This is a genomic window from Cobetia sp. 1AS1 (assembly GCF_029846435.1).
GTDB classification, from domain to species: Bacteria; Pseudomonadota; Gammaproteobacteria; order Pseudomonadales; family Halomonadaceae; genus Cobetia; species Cobetia amphilecti.
Window position 1 is genome coordinate 338875 of record NZ_JARWKU010000002.1, and the last position, 15840, is coordinate 354714.

General features: G+C 61.7%; 13 protein-coding genes. 8 read left to right on the plus strand and 5 right to left on the minus strand.

Translation table 11 applies throughout. The annotated features are described in order from the left end of the window. Nucleotides 1-454 precede the first annotated feature (454 nt). Genes QD280_RS05260 through QD280_RS05270 form a run of 3 tightly spaced genes read left to right on the plus strand, consistent with a single transcriptional unit; the run spans nt 455 to nt 4460 of the window. Entirely contained in the window at nt 455-1963 is a 1509-nt protein-coding gene (locus QD280_RS05260) for a hypothetical protein (protein ID WP_279838526.1), read from the plus strand. Next, on the plus strand, nt 1960-3315 hold the full coding sequence (locus QD280_RS05265) for a glycosyltransferase family 2 protein (protein WP_279832668.1): 1356 nt from the start codon (nt 1960-1962) through the stop codon (nt 3313-3315). Before QD280_RS05260 ends, QD280_RS05265 begins: the two co-directional genes overlap by 4 nt. Then, entirely contained in the window at nt 3315-4460 is a 1146-nt protein-coding gene (locus QD280_RS05270) for an HlyD family efflux transporter periplasmic adaptor subunit (RefSeq protein WP_279838528.1), read from the plus strand. Before QD280_RS05265 ends, QD280_RS05270 begins: the two co-directional genes overlap by 1 nt. A gap of 18 nt (nt 4461-4478) precedes the next feature. Here the strand turns inward: QD280_RS05270 and dinB are convergent, their stop codons facing one another. Then, nucleotides 4479-5537, minus strand: coding sequence for a DNA polymerase IV (gene dinB, locus QD280_RS05275; protein ID WP_153636234.1), 1059 nt, complete (start codon nt 5535-5537; stop codon nt 4479-4481). A 164-nt stretch (nt 5538-5701) separates the two neighbouring features. Continuing rightward, nucleotides 5702-7048: a Na+/H+ antiporter family protein gene (locus QD280_RS05280; protein WP_279838529.1), complete on the minus strand. Its 1347-nt coding sequence runs from the start codon at nt 7046-7048 to the stop codon at nt 5702-5704. A 329-nt stretch (nt 7049-7377) separates the two neighbouring features. Here QD280_RS05280 and QD280_RS05285 point away from each other — a divergent pair, with 329 nt between their 5' ends. Then, nucleotides 7378-7995, plus strand: a complete 618-nt coding sequence (locus tag QD280_RS05285) for a YrbL family protein (RefSeq protein ID WP_043336773.1) — start codon at nt 7378-7380, stop codon at nt 7993-7995. A gap of 130 nt (nt 7996-8125) precedes the next feature. Here QD280_RS05285 and bioA read toward each other — a convergent pair whose 3' ends face one another. Further along, entirely contained in the window at nt 8126-9436 is a 1311-nt protein-coding gene (gene bioA / locus QD280_RS05290; RefSeq protein WP_279838530.1) for an adenosylmethionine--8-amino-7-oxononanoate transaminase, read from the minus strand. A 717-nt stretch (nt 9437-10153) separates the two neighbouring features. Between bioA and QD280_RS05295 the strand changes: the two genes are divergently transcribed. Next, a complete protein-coding gene (locus tag QD280_RS05295) occupies nt 10154-10537 on the plus strand; it encodes a histone-like nucleoid-structuring protein, MvaT/MvaU family (protein WP_043336770.1) in 384 nt (127 codons plus the stop codon). 233 nt (nt 10538-10770) lie between these two features. Here the strand turns inward: QD280_RS05295 and QD280_RS05300 are convergent, their stop codons facing one another. After that, entirely contained in the window at nt 10771-11595 is an 825-nt protein-coding gene (locus QD280_RS05300) for an anti-sigma factor (RefSeq protein WP_279838532.1), read from the minus strand. After that, nucleotides 11592-12170, minus strand: coding sequence for a sigma-70 family RNA polymerase sigma factor (locus QD280_RS05305; RefSeq protein WP_225346982.1), 579 nt, complete (start codon nt 12168-12170; stop codon nt 11592-11594). Before QD280_RS05305 ends, QD280_RS05300 begins: the two co-directional genes overlap by 4 nt. 324 nt (nt 12171-12494) lie before the next feature. Here QD280_RS05305 and QD280_RS05310 point away from each other — a divergent pair, with 324 nt between their 5' ends. From QD280_RS05310 to QD280_RS05320, 3 genes are all read left to right on the plus strand, one after another. Then, entirely contained in the window at nt 12495-13379 is an 885-nt protein-coding gene (locus QD280_RS05310) for an NAD(+) kinase (protein ID WP_043334090.1), read from the plus strand. 16 nt (nt 13380-13395) lie between these two features. After that, nucleotides 13396-14472 (plus strand): metallophosphoesterase, encoded by a 1077-nt coding sequence (locus tag QD280_RS05315; RefSeq protein WP_279832686.1) that lies wholly within the window; start codon nt 13396-13398, stop codon nt 14470-14472. Between the two features lie 327 nt (nt 14473-14799). Beyond that, entirely contained in the window at nt 14800-15705 is a 906-nt protein-coding gene (locus QD280_RS05320) for a rhomboid family intramembrane serine protease (protein ID WP_279838533.1), read from the plus strand. The last annotated feature ends 135 nt before the right edge of the window (nt 15706-15840 follow it).

The window sequence follows — 15840 nt, forward strand, 5'->3', positions numbered from 1 at the left end:
TGAGGTCGTGACGAAGAAGCCGGTACCTGTTTCAGGTGCCGGCTTTGTTGTTTGCGGGATGGGGTGGGCGCCTGGTTGCCAGTGAATGCGTCGAGCAGGGCGGTATCGTCAAGGCGCGCAGGCCAAGGGCATGACTGGGAGGCCATGCATTGGGGGGCTTGACGGAGGGAGAGGTTCAACGAGGAGAGATTCAATAGTCCATCAGGTTAAATGCAATTTGCGTCAAACTTTTGTGTCAGTTTTATCAGTCTTTGTCATTAGATAGATGTGTGTTTGACGACATGAGGGTATGAAACCACTGCTCAAAAGGCCGATGTTGGCAATCCACCATGAACTCCATTTCATGGTGTCAGTCCCATGGGGTTGATTCTGCACCAGTGTTTCATCCGTGATGTCTCATGCTTAAGTATGGGCGCGCGTGGTGGGGCGAAGACTGACCTCACGGGATTTTCTGATGTACATAGCCATTGTTGGCCGTCCTGCGGCTGCAAGTAGTGAGCACTCAAGTGATGGGCATTCGCAGATAGAAGAAAGAGAGTGGGCGGTCGAGCCACAGGGTCTGCTGGCGATGCTCGCGCAGCGAGCGCCACATCGCGCCTCGCCCGCCGCTGCGACTGAGGTTTCTGCGGGCTGCCAGTGTGATGCCATCCATCTGGCGGTTCAGCCGGCGGGGTATCTGACGCTGCAGGAGGCAGAGCGCTTGCTGAGCGATATCCGAGCCACGGCGTCAGGTGCGCTGATACCCGTGATCGTGACGGGGGCGAGCTCTCCCTCCATCGAGGCACTGGCCAATCAATGGCCGGGCAGCCGTCTGCTTGATCTGTCAGATGTGGTGAAGCGCCTGGAGGCCTCGGCGTCAGCTGAGCAACACGAGGCTGGGCTGTCGGCGAGCGCTGAGCGTCTGTTGCGCTGGTGGCGCCTCTATCCCGACCATGTCCTGCAGGTCTCTCTGTCACCTGCACTGATGGCCGGTTGTGAATGGCCTCTGTTGAGTGCATGGGGCATGACTGCCAGCGAGCAGCACGATCTGCTTGCGCTGTTCGCTCAGCGTGGCTGGGCCCGCGAGGCGACGCTCATGACACGCACGCGTCATTGCCGACAGTGTCGCAGCGTGCACCTCAACTATATCGATGTCTGTCCGCGTTGCCGCCATCTGGATCTCGTGCCGCTCGATGGGCTGCACTGTTTCACCTGCGGTCATGTGGACCGCCTTGATCACTTCACGCATGACGAACGACTCATCTGCCCGAAATGTCATGTCCGGCTGCGGCATATCGGGGTCGACTATGATCGACCGCTGGAATCGCTGGCCTGCGGGAAATGCGATCTATGGCTGGTAGAGGGCGAGGTGGAAGTCCAGTGCATGGATTGCGGCCAGTTGCAGCAGCCCGGAGAGCTGATCCAGCAACGTGTTGCCTCGCTGGCGCTCAGCGAAGCCGGGCGTCGCGTCGTTGCCTTGCCGCGCAAGGAAGGCATGCCCGAGCAGATGGTGGGACAGCGAGTCTCACGCGCCGAGCTTCATCACATGCTGGACCTGCTGGTGACGCTCGCCCGTCGTCATGCCCACCGCCATCTGCTGATGGTGATGTCCTCCGGCGCCCTTCCTTCACGCTCGGTGGCGTCTCCGCTGTCGGCTTCATCGCCGGCTGCGTCATTGAGCGCCATGGCCCAGCGTCTGACGAGCCTACTGCGTGATACTGACCTGGTCTGTGAATACGACGCCGGCCATTGGCTCTTTCTACTGCCCCATACGCCCCGTGAACACTTTGTGGATATCGCACGCCGCATCAAGTCATTGACCGACCTGGCAGAGGACGACGCGGGGCTGAATATCGCGCTCGAGATGCATGAGCTACCCAGCGAGCGCTGCACAGGCAAGGCGCCATACTGGCTGGCGCAATTGCTGGACGATCAGGCGTCTGGTCAACCGAGTGGCAAGATGCCATCCGAGGCCGAGGCATGAGAGAGCTGGATATCTTTGTCTCGCAGGTATTGATGGAAATGCATTGGGTCAGTGGCTCGATGCTGCATTCGCCGTGGGTGGCGGTATCCATTCTGCCCTTGTTGATTCTCTTCGAACTGCCACTGGCCGCCATCGTGATTACTGGCATGGTCGGCCATCTGCGCGATCGCGGCTGGGGCAGCACTCATGATGCCAGGGTCATGCCCGAGCGCTATCCCTCCGTCAGCTGCCTGGTGCTTTGCTATTCAGAGGGCGAGGGGGTGACCGCCAGCGCCGAATCCTTGTTGCATCAGGATTATCCCGGCCACGTCGAGGTGATCATGGTGATCGATGGCGCCACGGCCAATCACGAGACGTTGGCGGCTGCTCGACGTCAGGCCAGTGCCTTTCGGCAGCATGCCAACCGTACTCTGCGGGTGGTGCCCAAGTGGCAGCGCGGGGGGCGGGTCTCGTCACTCAATACCGGGCTCGGGCTTGCCACCGGTGAGCTGGTGTATGCATTGGATGGTGATACCGGCTTTGCCAGTGACATGGTCACGCGCAGCGTGGTGGTGTTCGAAGACCCCGATGTACTGGCGGCGGCCGGCAACTTGCGCATTCGTAATCGCAAGGTCTCGCTGGCAACACGCCTGCAATCCCTGGAATACCTGCTGTCGATCGAATATGGCCGTACCGGGCTGGCGCGCTGGAATCTGATCAACAACATCTCGGGGGCCTTTGGCATCTTCCGCACCGATATCGTGCGTCAGGTCGGCGGCTGGGACACCCACACCGCGGAAGACCTGGATCTTACCTTGCGCCTCAAGCAGTACCAGCGTCGGCATCCACATATGCGACTTGCGTTCATCCCCGAGGCCGTCGGCTTCACGGATGGCCCGGAAACTCTGCGCAGTCTGGCGAGTCAGCGCATGCGCTGGGAGGGCGATCTCTATTTCATCTACCTGCGCAAGCATTGGCGCGGCATGCGGCCGCGCTTGATGGGGTGGCCCGGCACGCTGTTCACGATGACCTACGGATTGGTGCAAAGCGTGGCACTGCCTTTCCTGATCGGTGGCTATGTCATCTGGTGGTATGCCACCCAGCCACTGGTGCATGCGGTGTCGATCAGCGTGCTGCTCTATCTCATCTATCTGCTGCTGTGCAGCTGGTACGCGCTGGCCGGGCTTTGCTGTGTCAGTCGCGATATTCCGGTCGCGCTCAGGAACATGGTCTGGCTGCCGGTGCTTCCGTTCTACCAGCTGAGCATGCGTCTGTTGGCACTGGTCGCGATTCTCAATGAAATGCTGCGTCGCAGCCACGAAGAAACCAGCATGGCCCCGTGGTGGGTCCTGCGCCGAGGAAAACGCTTCTGATGGATATTCGATTTGACCCGGAAAAGTCTCGTCACCCGGACCAGCAGTCCGGGCTGAAGGTTCCCTACGCCAAGGCCAGGCGGGGCGGAGGGCGCTGGCGCTGGATAGGGCTGATGGCTCTGGTGCTGGTGCCGGTGGTGGCCTTTTCCTGGTATGCGCTGCGCGACCGCTTGCTGCTGTCGGCCCCGGCGGTACTGACGCACGAGCCGCTGGTGATCACCAGTCCGCGTGATGCGCGTGTCATGGATGTGCCTCAGCGTGCCGGCCAGCGCGTCAAGCAGGGCAGCCCCCTGTTCGTGCTCGAGGATGGTGAGCTGGAGGCCGATCGCACCGCACTCAAGGAGATTCTGGCCACGCTGCCCGCCAAGGGCGCACAGCAAGAGAGCGAGTCGCTGGTCGATACCGCTCGCCAGCGGGTCGATAACGCCGAGGCCTCATTGCGCTTCCAGTCCGGGCTGACTGACAAGTTCGATGACTTCCGTCGCCAGGGTGAGGTCCCCCTGACGGACCTCGCCAGTATCCACGTGGCTCGTGCCAGTGCTCAGGATCAACTGTCGGGAGCGCGTGAGAACCTGCTGCTGCAGCTGCGCGAGAATACGCGCTCCGAGCTGGCTGGTCCGGTAGTTCAGCGCCGTCAGGACCTGACCCGCCAGCTGGCGCGTATCGAAGCCAGCATCGCGGCGATGTCCTTGATGGCGGCTCAGGATGGCCTGTTGGCCAAGAGCTACGTGCAGCCCGGTCAGCAGGTGAGTGCTGGCGAACCTCTGGGCGTGCTGGTGCCTGCCAATGCGCCGGAACTGCATGCCTATTTCTCGCCGAAATATGTCGGCAAGGTGGCTGTCGGGCGAGTGGCCGAGGCGCATTTCGCGGATGGCCGCAGTGTATTGGCGCGTATCGTGGCGCCGCCGGAGCTGACCCAGAAGCTGCCCTCACAGCTGGCGGGCCCCTTCGATGCCAATCAGGCGATGCTCGAAGTCAGGTTGCGCCCCCTCGAAGCCATCGACGTTCAGCATGATGTGGAAGGTCTGCCGCTGGAGATTCGTCTGCGTTCTCCCTCGGCGCTCTGGGGAGATTGGGGCGATGAAGGTGAAGCGGATACCACTGCGGCAGAGCGCTCTTCGCCCGAGGCGAAGGCGGAAGCATGACCGCGAACGAGCAAGGCGCTAGAACAATCCCAGCTGCTGGGCGTCCTCGCGGGCCTTGAGGCGCACGCCGACGCCCAGCAGGCGGACAGGGCGATGCCCGCGTTGCCAGGCTTGCTCCATCAGCAGGGCGAAGCTGTTGGCGCTCGGCAGCGTGGTGGTCGAGGCGGGGAGCAGGCTTTCCAGCGTGGTGCTCTCGAAGTTGTTGAAGCGGATCTTGACGAACTGCTTGGCCAGCACCGGCTGGTCATGGCGGGCGTGACGGCTGGTCAGGCGTTCGAGCAGGGCGGGCAGGCGCTCGAGGCAGGCTGGCAGGTCGGGCAGGTCGTGATCGAAGGTGTGCTCGACACTGATCGACTTGCGCTCGCGCTCGACACGCACCGGTCGCTCATCGATGCCGTGCGCCAGTTCGTGCAGGCGGGTGCCGAACTTGCCGAAGTGCTCGGCCAGCGTCGTTAGCGGCGTGGTGCGCATGTCCTCGCAGGTGGTGATGCCCAGGCGTGTCAGACGCGCCAGCGTCGCGGGGCCGACCCCATGCAGCTTGCCGACGGGCAGCTGGCGGATGAAAGCGTCGCTGGTCTCGGGCGTGATCACCGTCAGGCCGTCGGGCTTTTCCCAGTCACTGGCGATCTTGGCCAGAAACTTGTTGGCGGCCACGCCAAGGGAGAGGGTGATGCCGGTGCGCTTGAGCGCCTCTTCCTTCAGCCAGCGTGCCATCCAGGTGGCGCTGCCCTGAAAGTCAGTCACGGCGCTGACATCCAGGTAGGCCTCATCCAGCGAGAGGGGCTCCACCAGGGGCGTCAGTTCATGGAAGAGTGCCTGGATCTCGGCGGAGACGGCGCGGTAGCGCTCGAAGTCCGGTGGCACCAGAATCAGCTGAGGACACAGGCGCAGCGCGCGGGCAGTCGACATCGCCGAGCGTACGCCGAAGGCACGCGCGGGATAGTTGCAGGTGGCGATGACACCGCGTTGCTCGGTGCGGCCACCGATGGCGATGGGCACCTCGCGCCACTCGGGATGGCGGAGCATCTCGACGGCGGCATAGAAGCAATCGCAGTCGGCGTGGAGGATCTTGCGCATGCGCGCATCATGCTAAAAGACTGGATGGCTGTCCAGTAGCTGTGCCCATTCATTGCGCCTGAGCCGGCTCAGCAACGACAACGCCCGACAGGGAGGAAGGTCCTCTCTGTCGGGCGTTGGCATGTCTGGCATCTCGCTTGGGCGCGAGACTGTCGCTCAGCGGATTACAGCGTCATCGCGGCCACCCAGCCGAACACGATCAACGGGATGTTGTAGTGGATGAAGGTCGGCACCACGCTGTCCCAGATGTGGTCGTGCTGCTGATCGACATTCAGGCCGGCCGTCGGGCCGAGGGTCGAGTCAGAGGCCGGTGAACCGGCATCCCCCAGCGCGGCGGCGGTGCCGATCAGCGCGACGGTAGCCAGCGGCGAGAAGCCGAATTGCAGCGCCAGCGGTACGTAGATGGCGGCAATGATCGGAATGGTCGAGAAGCTGGAGCCGATGCCGAGGGTGATGAACAGGCCGACCATCAGCATGACCAGCGCGGCCAGCGGCTTGTTGTCACCGATGATGTGGAAGGAGGCGTCGACCAGGGTCTGGATATCGCCGGTGGCCTTCATCACGGAAGCGAAACCTGCCGCCGAGATCATGATGAAGCCGATCAGCGCCATCATGCGCATGCCGGACGTGAAGAGGTCATCCGCTTCGTTCCACTTGAACAGGCCACCCAGCGAGAGGATGGCGAAGCCGACCAGGCCGCCGAGAATCATCGAGCCGGAATACAGCTGAATGCCGAGGGCGGCGATGATGGCGACGCCTGCCATGATCAGGCCGCTCTTGGACGGCGTGTGCATGGGCGTGTGGTGCGGTACGTTGCTGGACTTGATCTCGCGGGTCGCGTAGTCACGCGGCTTGCGGTAGGAGACGAGCAGCGCCGTCAGCAGGCCGAGGAACATGCCGCCGACCGGAATCGCCATCGCCATCGGCACCATGCCGCGGGTCACGTCGAGACCGAGCGACTGGCCGGCCTCATTGATATTGGCCAGCAGGATGTCGTTGAGGAAGATGGAGCCGAAACCGACCGGCAGCAGCATGTAGGGCGCGGTCAGGCCGAAGGTCAGTGCACAGGCCACGGCACGACGATCCAGGCGCAGGCGGTTCATGGCGACCAGCAGCGGCGGAATCAGGATCGGGATGAAGGCGATGTGGACCGGAATCAGGTTCTGGGAGGAAATCGCGACCAGAGTCACGCTGCCCAGCAGGCCGTACTTGATGGCCGTCTGGCGGCGCGGCGTGCTTTCGCCATTGAGCAGGCCGATCAGGCGTGCGGCGAGCAGGTCCGGCAAACCGGAGCGAGACAGGGCGACGGCGAAGGCACCGAGGGTGGCGTAGGCCAGCGCGACCTTGGCGCCGCCACCGACACCGTCATTGAAGGCGCCGAGCGTGTCGGTCAGAGACAGACCGCTGAACAGACCGCCGACCAGGGCGCCGGCGACCAGCGCGAAGACGACCGAGACGCGAGCCAACGACAGGCCGACCATGACCAGGACGGCCAGAATTACCGCATTCATGCGAGTACCTCTATGTGGGGTTGTGCCAGCTTTGGGAGTGTTGCGGACAGAGCGGGCGAACTGTGGGTGCGTGGCCACCCGATCCCGGGGCAATGCCTCGCATGACGTGTACATTCGTGACGAATGCCTGCTGTCGCAGTGTTCCTGCGGCTTCCTCCTGAATGCCGTCAAAAACGGCGCATTATCTTACCAGAAGGGCAACGCAAGCTGAATGGCCGATGAACGTGGGCGCTGCCAAATGGCACAAGTTGGCGTGCCATGACGGCTTTTTGTAGAATGCCACGCTGCCCGGCGGCTGCAGTCGCAGGCGTTATTCAACAGGAGTGCGCATGCTGGAGCTGGAAAATGCCCGCGTCATCGGCATGGGAAATGATCGGCGTGTCTATCAGGACCCGAACGACCCCCATCGCTGCATCAAGGTCCCGCGTTACCCTGACAAGGGCAGCCGCCAGAATGAACGCGAGCAACGCTATTTCGAGGGCCTGGTCAGACGTGGCATGCGCGACTGGTCCTATGTGCCTGCCTACCACGGCAGTGTCGCCACCGCCGAGGGACTCGGGCTGGTCTTCGATCTGATTCTCGACAGTGACGGCTCCACGTCACGTCGACTGCGCGAGGTGCATCTTGAGACCCCCGAGCGCCTGAGCGCCGAGGTGCTGGTGAGCGAGCTGGCCAATCTCTATCGCTATCTCGAGAAACGCTGGTTGATTCCGTCTGATCTCAATGATCGCAATATCGTGGTCCAGTTCAGCGACGACCAGCCGCCCAGATTGTGGCTGATCGACGGTATCTCGAATCCTGACTTCATTCCGCTGGCGACCAGTGTCGCCTGGCTGGCGCGGCGCAAGGTCGCGCGTCGTTATCGTCATTTCCTCAAGAAGCTGGTCAAGGGTGGTCAGCTCTCGCCAGAGGATTATCAGGCACTCGAAGCCCGCCTGTGGGGGTGAATGCCTCTGATGGTGATAGCTTTCGAGAATGGTGACGCTCGAGAGTGACTGCCCCTGATGGTGCTTGTCTCTGATGGCAATCGCCTTTGATGAACATCGCCAGGGGCAGTCGTGTTGTGTATCAGTGCAATCAGTGTTCCAGGGTCTCGAAGTAGCTGGTCATCGCATGGGTGATCTGGCGCAAGTCCTGCGGCGAGGTGATATAGGCCGGCATGGTATAGAGCCAGCGACCGAAGGGGCGTAACCAGACACCCAGTTCACGGGCATGGGCCTGAGCGCCTGCCAGACTGCTGGCATCGTGCACTTCTATCACCGCCGTGGCACCCAATACGCGTATATCGCGAATGGCGGGGTGGGAGAAATCCAGCAGGGTATCGCGCAACAATTGATTGAGCCCGGCAATCTTGCCCAGATAATTCTCTTCCTCGAATACCGCGAGACTTTCCAGTGCTACCCGACAGGCCAGCGGATTGCCCATGAAGGTCGGGCCGTGCATGAAGGCGCTATTGGCATCCTCGCCATCAAATGCATGGAAGATATGACTCTGGGCCAGGGTGGCGGCATGTCCCAGATATCCCCCCGTCAGTCCCTTGGAGAGCACCATGATGTCGGGAGAGACATTGGCGTGTTCACAGGCAAACATCTTGCCGGTCCGACCGAAACCGGTCGCGACTTCATCGAAGATCAATACGATTCCGAACTCATCACATAACTCGCGCGCCGCCTCGAGATAGTAGGGCGAGTACATGTTGAGGCCACCTGCCGCCTGCAAGAGAGGCTCCATCAACAATGCCGCTATCTCATGCTGGTGTGTTTCCAGACAGGCGCGCAATGCGCTGATATCGTCTGCTACCTCGTCACGACTGGCGCTGAAACCGACAGTCGGTGCCGGTGCGAAGTGATGTCTGGGCAGGAAATCGGCGAACAGGGAATGCATGCCTTCTTCGGGGTCACACACTGCCATGCAGCCCGCCGTATCGCCGTGATAGGCCTTCATCAATGACAGCATGCGCGTCCGTCCCCGCGTGTCATCGCGGTCTTTGCGCTGTTGCTGATATTGCACTGCCATCTTCATGGCGACTTCCATGCCCACCGAGCCGCTATCCGAGAAGAAGACATGATTCAGGCCCTCGGGGGTGACGCGCACCAGCGCATCGGCAAGCTCTTTGGCCGGTCGATGGCGAATGCCGCCCAGCATCACATGGCAGAGTTCTGCCGCTTGCTGCTGAATGGCCGCGACGAGACGCGGGTGTCCGTAGCCATGGATCATGCACCACCAGGAACATGTCGCATCCAGCAGTGTCTCACCTCCCGCCAGTGTCATGCGGGCTCCCGTGCCGCCGACCACCTCCAGTGGCGCTGGCATGTCCTGCATCTGGGTATAAGGGTGCCAGAGAGAAAGTGAGTCCGTATCGCGGGTCGGCATCTGGGAGAATGGCATGAAGTGTCTCTGCGAGTGGCGGGAGAGTGGAATGGCTTGATGACGGCTCAATCTTTGTCAACTTTGACCATTCTATCAGGTTGACGGTGTTTTTGAAGTGACGCTTTCTGGAGAAAGTGTTGCATTTTGCACCACTATTAGTTCGCTACCTGCTTTAGTATGAACTTCTGTTGTTCGTTAATGTGCATGCTTTTCGAGGTGCGCAGGCAATGACAGCCCTACATCGAAAGTCTGCAATCTGACGCCGCCACGCCAACGGGAAAGTGGTTGCATAATACTTCCTTGTGGGTTGTTGTCATGAATTGTGCATATCCCGTGAATATTGGAGGTCCAGTGATGGCGGGCCCTCAAGCCCGATATCAGGTCGTGGTAAAGACGTCTTCGTGTTGTTGCAGAGACACTTTTGGCAGGCCTGTCTTCAGTTGTGACAGGGGATAATGAAGTGCCTGGGCAGTGAGTACTGTTTTTTTGCTGGCTATTGCATTGATCGGAAAGATTGCATACTTTGGAAACATGTTATTTAAGACTTCACCTCGCAGTTGACTCGGTCTATAATCGCCCTTGATCTGGTGTGGGCGCTTAACTGTCCCGAGTGTCCTGCACAAGTCTTTATGAAAACGCGCTGTTAAACATGTACGGCAGATGAATATCGCCGAGCCTCTTTCAGCATCGTGTTTTCGTGACTCAACTGTCTGTCCCGACATCCTGGAGATACTCATGTCCCTGTTGACTGATTTCATGCAGAAAGAGCAAGAGCTCAAGAAACTTCAAGAGCAGCTGGAAAGCCTGCGCAATGATGACCGTCTGAAGAACGAACTCGAATTCAAGGACAAGCTGGACGCACTGATGGGCGAGTACGGCAAGTCCACTCGTGACGTCATCACCCTGCTGGATCCGAAAGCGTCCCAGGCGCCGGCTGCTGCCGCACCGGAAAGCAAGACCGGTGGCGTGCGTCGCAAGCGCAAGCTGAAGGTCTACAAGAACCCGCACACCGGTGAAGTCATCGAGACGCGTGGTGGCAACCACAAGCAGCTGAAAGAGTGGAAGGAAGAGCACGGTGCGGAAACCGTCGAATCCTGGCTCGAGCGCACTGAAAGCTGAGCACTGGCTTTGTTGCCAGCTAGCTAGCTGACGCTGCCAGACATGAAAAAGCCCCGCGATTGCGGGGCTTTTTCATGTCTGGCGTTTGACTGACGCTAGACGACGGACTCCCTCTTTTGAGCAGGCCTTGAGCAGACCGATAGGGCGCTTTCCCGTGAGACTTGCTGTGAACTACAGCGTCAGAAAGCGCCACTATCGGCAGCCGTCATGCCCGAGGGCTACCTCGAGGGCTATCAGCTATCACGCTGATTGAGGTCCACCAGGCGACCGATGGCGAGAATCTTGCCCGTCGGTTTGCCGGTCGGCGAACCGCCTTCTGGCTCCAGTGTCATCTCCAGCAGCTGGCCCGGGCTCATGCTGCCGATCTGCTCGGCGCTGAGTTCGATGCCCGCAATCGGGTCGACCAGCCCCAGTGAGCGCGGCCCTTCTTGCGGGTCGGTCAGGGTCCACAGTTCGATGGCGCGATCCGTCGGGCGCTCGATGGAGACCTTCGGTGTCAGCTGCAGGCCACCGCTGGGCGTGACATTGGCCACCCAGGTCGGCGTGCCCGGGTCTTCCAGTGTCTGCAGGATAGCGACCATGCGTTGCGCGTCGCCGTCAGGCGCCTGGGTAGCCATCTCCGGTGATGTGCCTTCCAGCGGCGCGCTGGGAGAGAAGGGCCCCATCTGCATGACCAGCGCCAGGGCGAGACCTGCCCCCAGACCCAGTCCGAGGCCACCGCCGAGCCAGCGCAGTAGCCAGGGCGCCTTGGTAGAGGTGCTTGCCTGACCTGCGTCATGTCGAGCGGCGTCATCGCGGGTGGCGGAGGACTGCTTGAGGCGCACCAGGTTGGCGTCGATGCGCTTCCATAATGAGTCGGAGGGGGGCTCCGGCGGCAGGCGATCACTCACGCTCAGCCAATGTTGCTGCCAGCGCAGGGCCATGCGTGCGGCATTGTCATCGCGCTCGATCCAGGCGCGCACTTCGGCCTCACGCTCAGGGTCCAGCAGCCCGAGGGCATGCTCACCCAGCAGCAGGTTCTGTTCTTCGGGAGATTCGGGAATCAGGGGGCTATTCATCGTGACAGGCACTCCTGCAGTAGCTTGAGACCGGCGCGGATGCGTCCCTTGATGGTGCCAAGCGGTGCGTTCAGCTTCTCGGCGATCTGTTCGTGTGTCAGTCCCTTGAAGAAGGCCAGCAGAATGGGCTCGCGTCGCGGCACTTCCAGCTCACCCAGGCAGTCGCTCAACTGATGGGCCGTCTGGCTGTCATCGGCCGCGGTTTCCGGGTTGGCGAGCAGATCGGCCAGCGTGTCGAGCGCATCGCTGTCGCCGCGAGGCGTCCGCCCCTGGGCGCGCAGCTGGTCCAGAGCGCGATAGCGCAGGATGGTAAACAGCCAGGCGCGACCATTGCCGAGTTCTCGGCGGTACTGGCCCGCATTGGACCACAGCTTGATGAAGGCGTCATGGACGGCATCTTCCGCCTGGTCGCGGCTGTTCAACAGGCGCATGGCGAGCGCCAGCATGCGGCCCGATTCAAGATCATAGAGGCTGCGGAACGCGGCCTCGTCTCCGCGTGCACAGGCTTCTATCGCACTGGCGTGGTCAAAGCTTTCCGCGTCTGGCGGACTGACTGACGGCTTCTGTGCTGGCATGGGGCGGCCGGCTCCTTTGGCAGGGGGTCCATTGATCAGCTGACGGTAAGTGCACCGCCGAGGAATGGCAAGTTGCATGATAGAGGCCTTTGTTCGGGAAAGAATCAACGCCCGTGACGATCGGGATGGCGGTGCGTCAATTGCGGGGGGATAGTCAGGTAACGTCCAGCTTCCCGCCTTGGATGTTCGTGGCCGGTTTTCAAACGTGTCTGAGCGTGGCGTCAGCCGGTCACCTCACATCCGATGGGAAAAGCGCGGCGCGGCTGCATTGCTGCTCGCGCGGTGAGTCCGCATAATGGCCGGCATGACAGCCTGGGAGGCGTGATGAAGCAGCAATTCAATACGATCGGCGTGATTGGCCGACTGGGCAGTGCCCAGGTGGTGGATACGCTCAAGCGCTTGATTCGCTTTCTGGATTCCCGTGGCCTGGCCATGGTGATCGAGGAACGCACTGCCACGCTGCTGCTGGACCACGGTCTGCAGGTGGCCAGCCGCCGTCAGATGGGCGAGCAGTGTGATCTGGTGATCGTGGTCGGCGGCGATGGCAGCCTGCTGGGCGCCGCGCGCGCGCTGTGCCGCAGCGGCACGCCCGTGCTCGGCGTCAATCGTGGGCGACTCGGCTTTCTGACCGACATTCGCCCCGATGAGCTCGAGGAAAAGGTGGCCGAGGTGCTGGGCGGTGACTATCTCAGCGAGCAACGCTTCCTGCTCGAGGCCGAGGTTTACCGCGAAGGCGAGCGCATCGGGGCGGCCGATGGCCTCAATGATGTGGTGCTGCACCCCGGCAAGGCGGCGCGCATGATCGAGTTCGAGCTGTTCATCGATGGCCAGTTCGTCTACTCCCAGCGCTCGGATGGCTTGATCGTCGCCACGCCGACCGGCTCGACCGCCTATGCGCTGTCCGGTGGCGGCCCCATCGTGCATCCGCGTCTCGAGGCGATCACCCTGGTGCCGATGTTCCCGCATACCCTTTCCAGCCGTCCGATCGTGATCGATGCGGCCAGCGAGATCATCCTGCATATCAGTGCCAGCAACTCGACCTATCCGCATATCAGCTGCGATGGCCAGACACAGGTGGTGGCCAAGCCCGGGGATGTGCTCAAGATCCGGCGCAAGAGTGAGCGTCTGACGCTGATTCATCCGCTGGAGCACAACTATTTCGAGATCTGTCGCACCAAGCTCGGTTGGAGCAATCGCCTCGGCGAATGACCTCAAGGCTCACAGCATGCAAGCATTCGTGGCGCCACAGGATGGCTATGACCTTATCGGCGATGTACACGGCTGCGGCGCCACTCTGGCGACGTTGCTGGAGACGCTCGGCTATCACATCGTCGATGGCGTCTATCGCCACCCGACCCGCAAGGTCATCTTTCTCGGCGATATCATCGATCGTGGTCCGCGCATCCGCCTGGCGGTGCAGCTGGCCAGCAGCATGGTCAATGCCGGCGAAGCGCTGATCGTGATGGGCAATCACGAATACAACGCCCTGGCGTATTGTCGGCGCTCACGGCCGCGTGCAGGCGGCGAGCATCGTGATTTCCTGCGCTCGCATACCTCACGTCACAACCGCATCATCCGCGAGACGCTTGACCAATATCAGCATCATCCCGATGAGTGGGACGAGGCGCTGCGCTGGTTCATGCGCATGCCGCTGTGTCTGGAGCTGCCGCCGCTGGCCCCCGGCCAGAGCGGGTTGCGCGTGGTGCACGCCTGCTGGGACGAGCCACTGGTGCGTACCTTCCTGGAGCGCTACCCCGATGGCTGCATCGATGAAGATTTCCTGCATGAGTCCATCGAGCACGACAGCTTCGCCTATCGCGTGCTGGACCGCATGACGCGCGGCGCGAACCTGCGCTTGCCGGAAGGGGTCGAGATCCATTCCGGCGATGGTTTCACGCGCCGAAGCTTCCGCACGCACTTCTGGGCACGTGAGCCCCGCACCTACGGCGATGTGGTCTTCCAGCCCGACAACCTGCCTGGTGAACTGGAATCACGCTGGTTGAGTGAGCAGGAGCTGGCCAATCTGCCTTACTACGGGCCAGAGCAGCCGCCGCTGTTCCTCGGGCACTACTGGTGCGAGGGCTTGCCGGCGCTGCCGGCCCCCAACATTGCCTGCCTGGATTACAGTGCGGTCAAGTTCGGGCGCCTGGTGGCGTATCGCTTCAGTGGCGAAGCCACGCTGGATGCCACCAACTTCGTCTGGGTGCCGGTACCGCGTGAGCCTTCCCGACGTCCCGTGCCGGAAGAGCTGTCCCGCGACACCCTGTCGAACCAGTCTTTCTCCAATGGCGCCAGTCAATAGCACTAGTCAGTAGCACTGGCCATTGGCACTGCTCAATAGCACTGGTCATGGGTACGCCCCAATAGCGTCAGTGATGCTGGCGGCGAATGGCGATTGTTTTTTACAATCACGTGTCAGTGAACCAAAGCTCGATTGCGCACTCTGAGTAAGTGTTCCCTTGAATGATCCTTGCTCAGTCCGGTGCCCCCCACCGGGCTTTTTTTATGTCTGTCATAAAGCCAGACGCCTGCGGCGCTGTGGTAGATTTTCACAGGCTGGTCTGACTTCTCCTTGTTTATCAACGTGTACTGAGTCTGTTCAGTCGCGTGTCATCTTCAGAGGCATAGCATGTTCAAGGTTCTGACGCTGCCCGAATCCTTCGACAGCCGCCCCCTGCGTGAAGCCCTGTGGGCCGAGAAGATCGGTCACCAGATCACCCTGAGCCAGGCTCGCCCGACAGAGGCTGTGTCTGGCGACGATGCCGAGAGCCACGAGGGCGGCCAGGAGCTGTGGCTGGCTGACCCCGAGCAGCTGCCGCGCGTCATCGCGATGCTCGAGCGCCAGTCACGCGGTGAACCGTTGCGGGATGCCTCTGCGGGCGCCACGACGCGTGGCACCGCCAGTTCTCAGTCCGTCATCGCCCTGATGCGCCAGACGCCGTTGACCTGGCTGGTCGGTCTGGCCTGCTGCGTCACGGTGCTGTTCCAGTATGCGCTGGGTCAGGCGGCGGTATTCGAGTGGCTGGCCATCGTGCCCTTCGAGCTTGTCGGCAGTCAGCACATCGCGCCTGAGCCACTGTCCGTGACGCTGGCGGGGGAGTGGTGGCGGCTCTGGTCGCCGTCGTTGATGCACTTCGGGGTACTGCACCTGGTGTTCAACCTGCTGTGGCTGTGGGTGTTCGGGCGCCAGATCGAGGCCATCGATGGCGGTTGGCGCTTCGCGCTGGTCGTGGTGCTGAGCGGCGTGGCGGCCAATCTGGCGCAATACGCCACCGGCAGCGTGCTGTTCGGTGGGCTGTCGGGGATCGACTTCGCCGTCATCGGCTATGTCTTCATCGCCGCGCGCCGCCGCCCCGCGCTGGGCTATCAGATGCAGCGCTCGCTGATGATCTTCATGCTGATCTATCTGGTGCTGTGCATGACACCGCTCTCGAGCGCCATCGGTCTGGGCGCCATCGCCAACGAGGCGCATCTTGGCGGCCTGCTGACCGGTCTGCTGCTGGGCTGGCTGCTCCCCAGGCGCAGCGCGGCCTGAGCGTTGGCGCTTCGGCCCAAGGGATGCCACCTCTGGAAATGACACTGCGCGAAACGACAATGCTAGAATGGCGGCCATCCCCAGTGACTCCGATGGTCCGCCTTCGGCAGTCGTGGACCCGTATCAGGAGAGTAT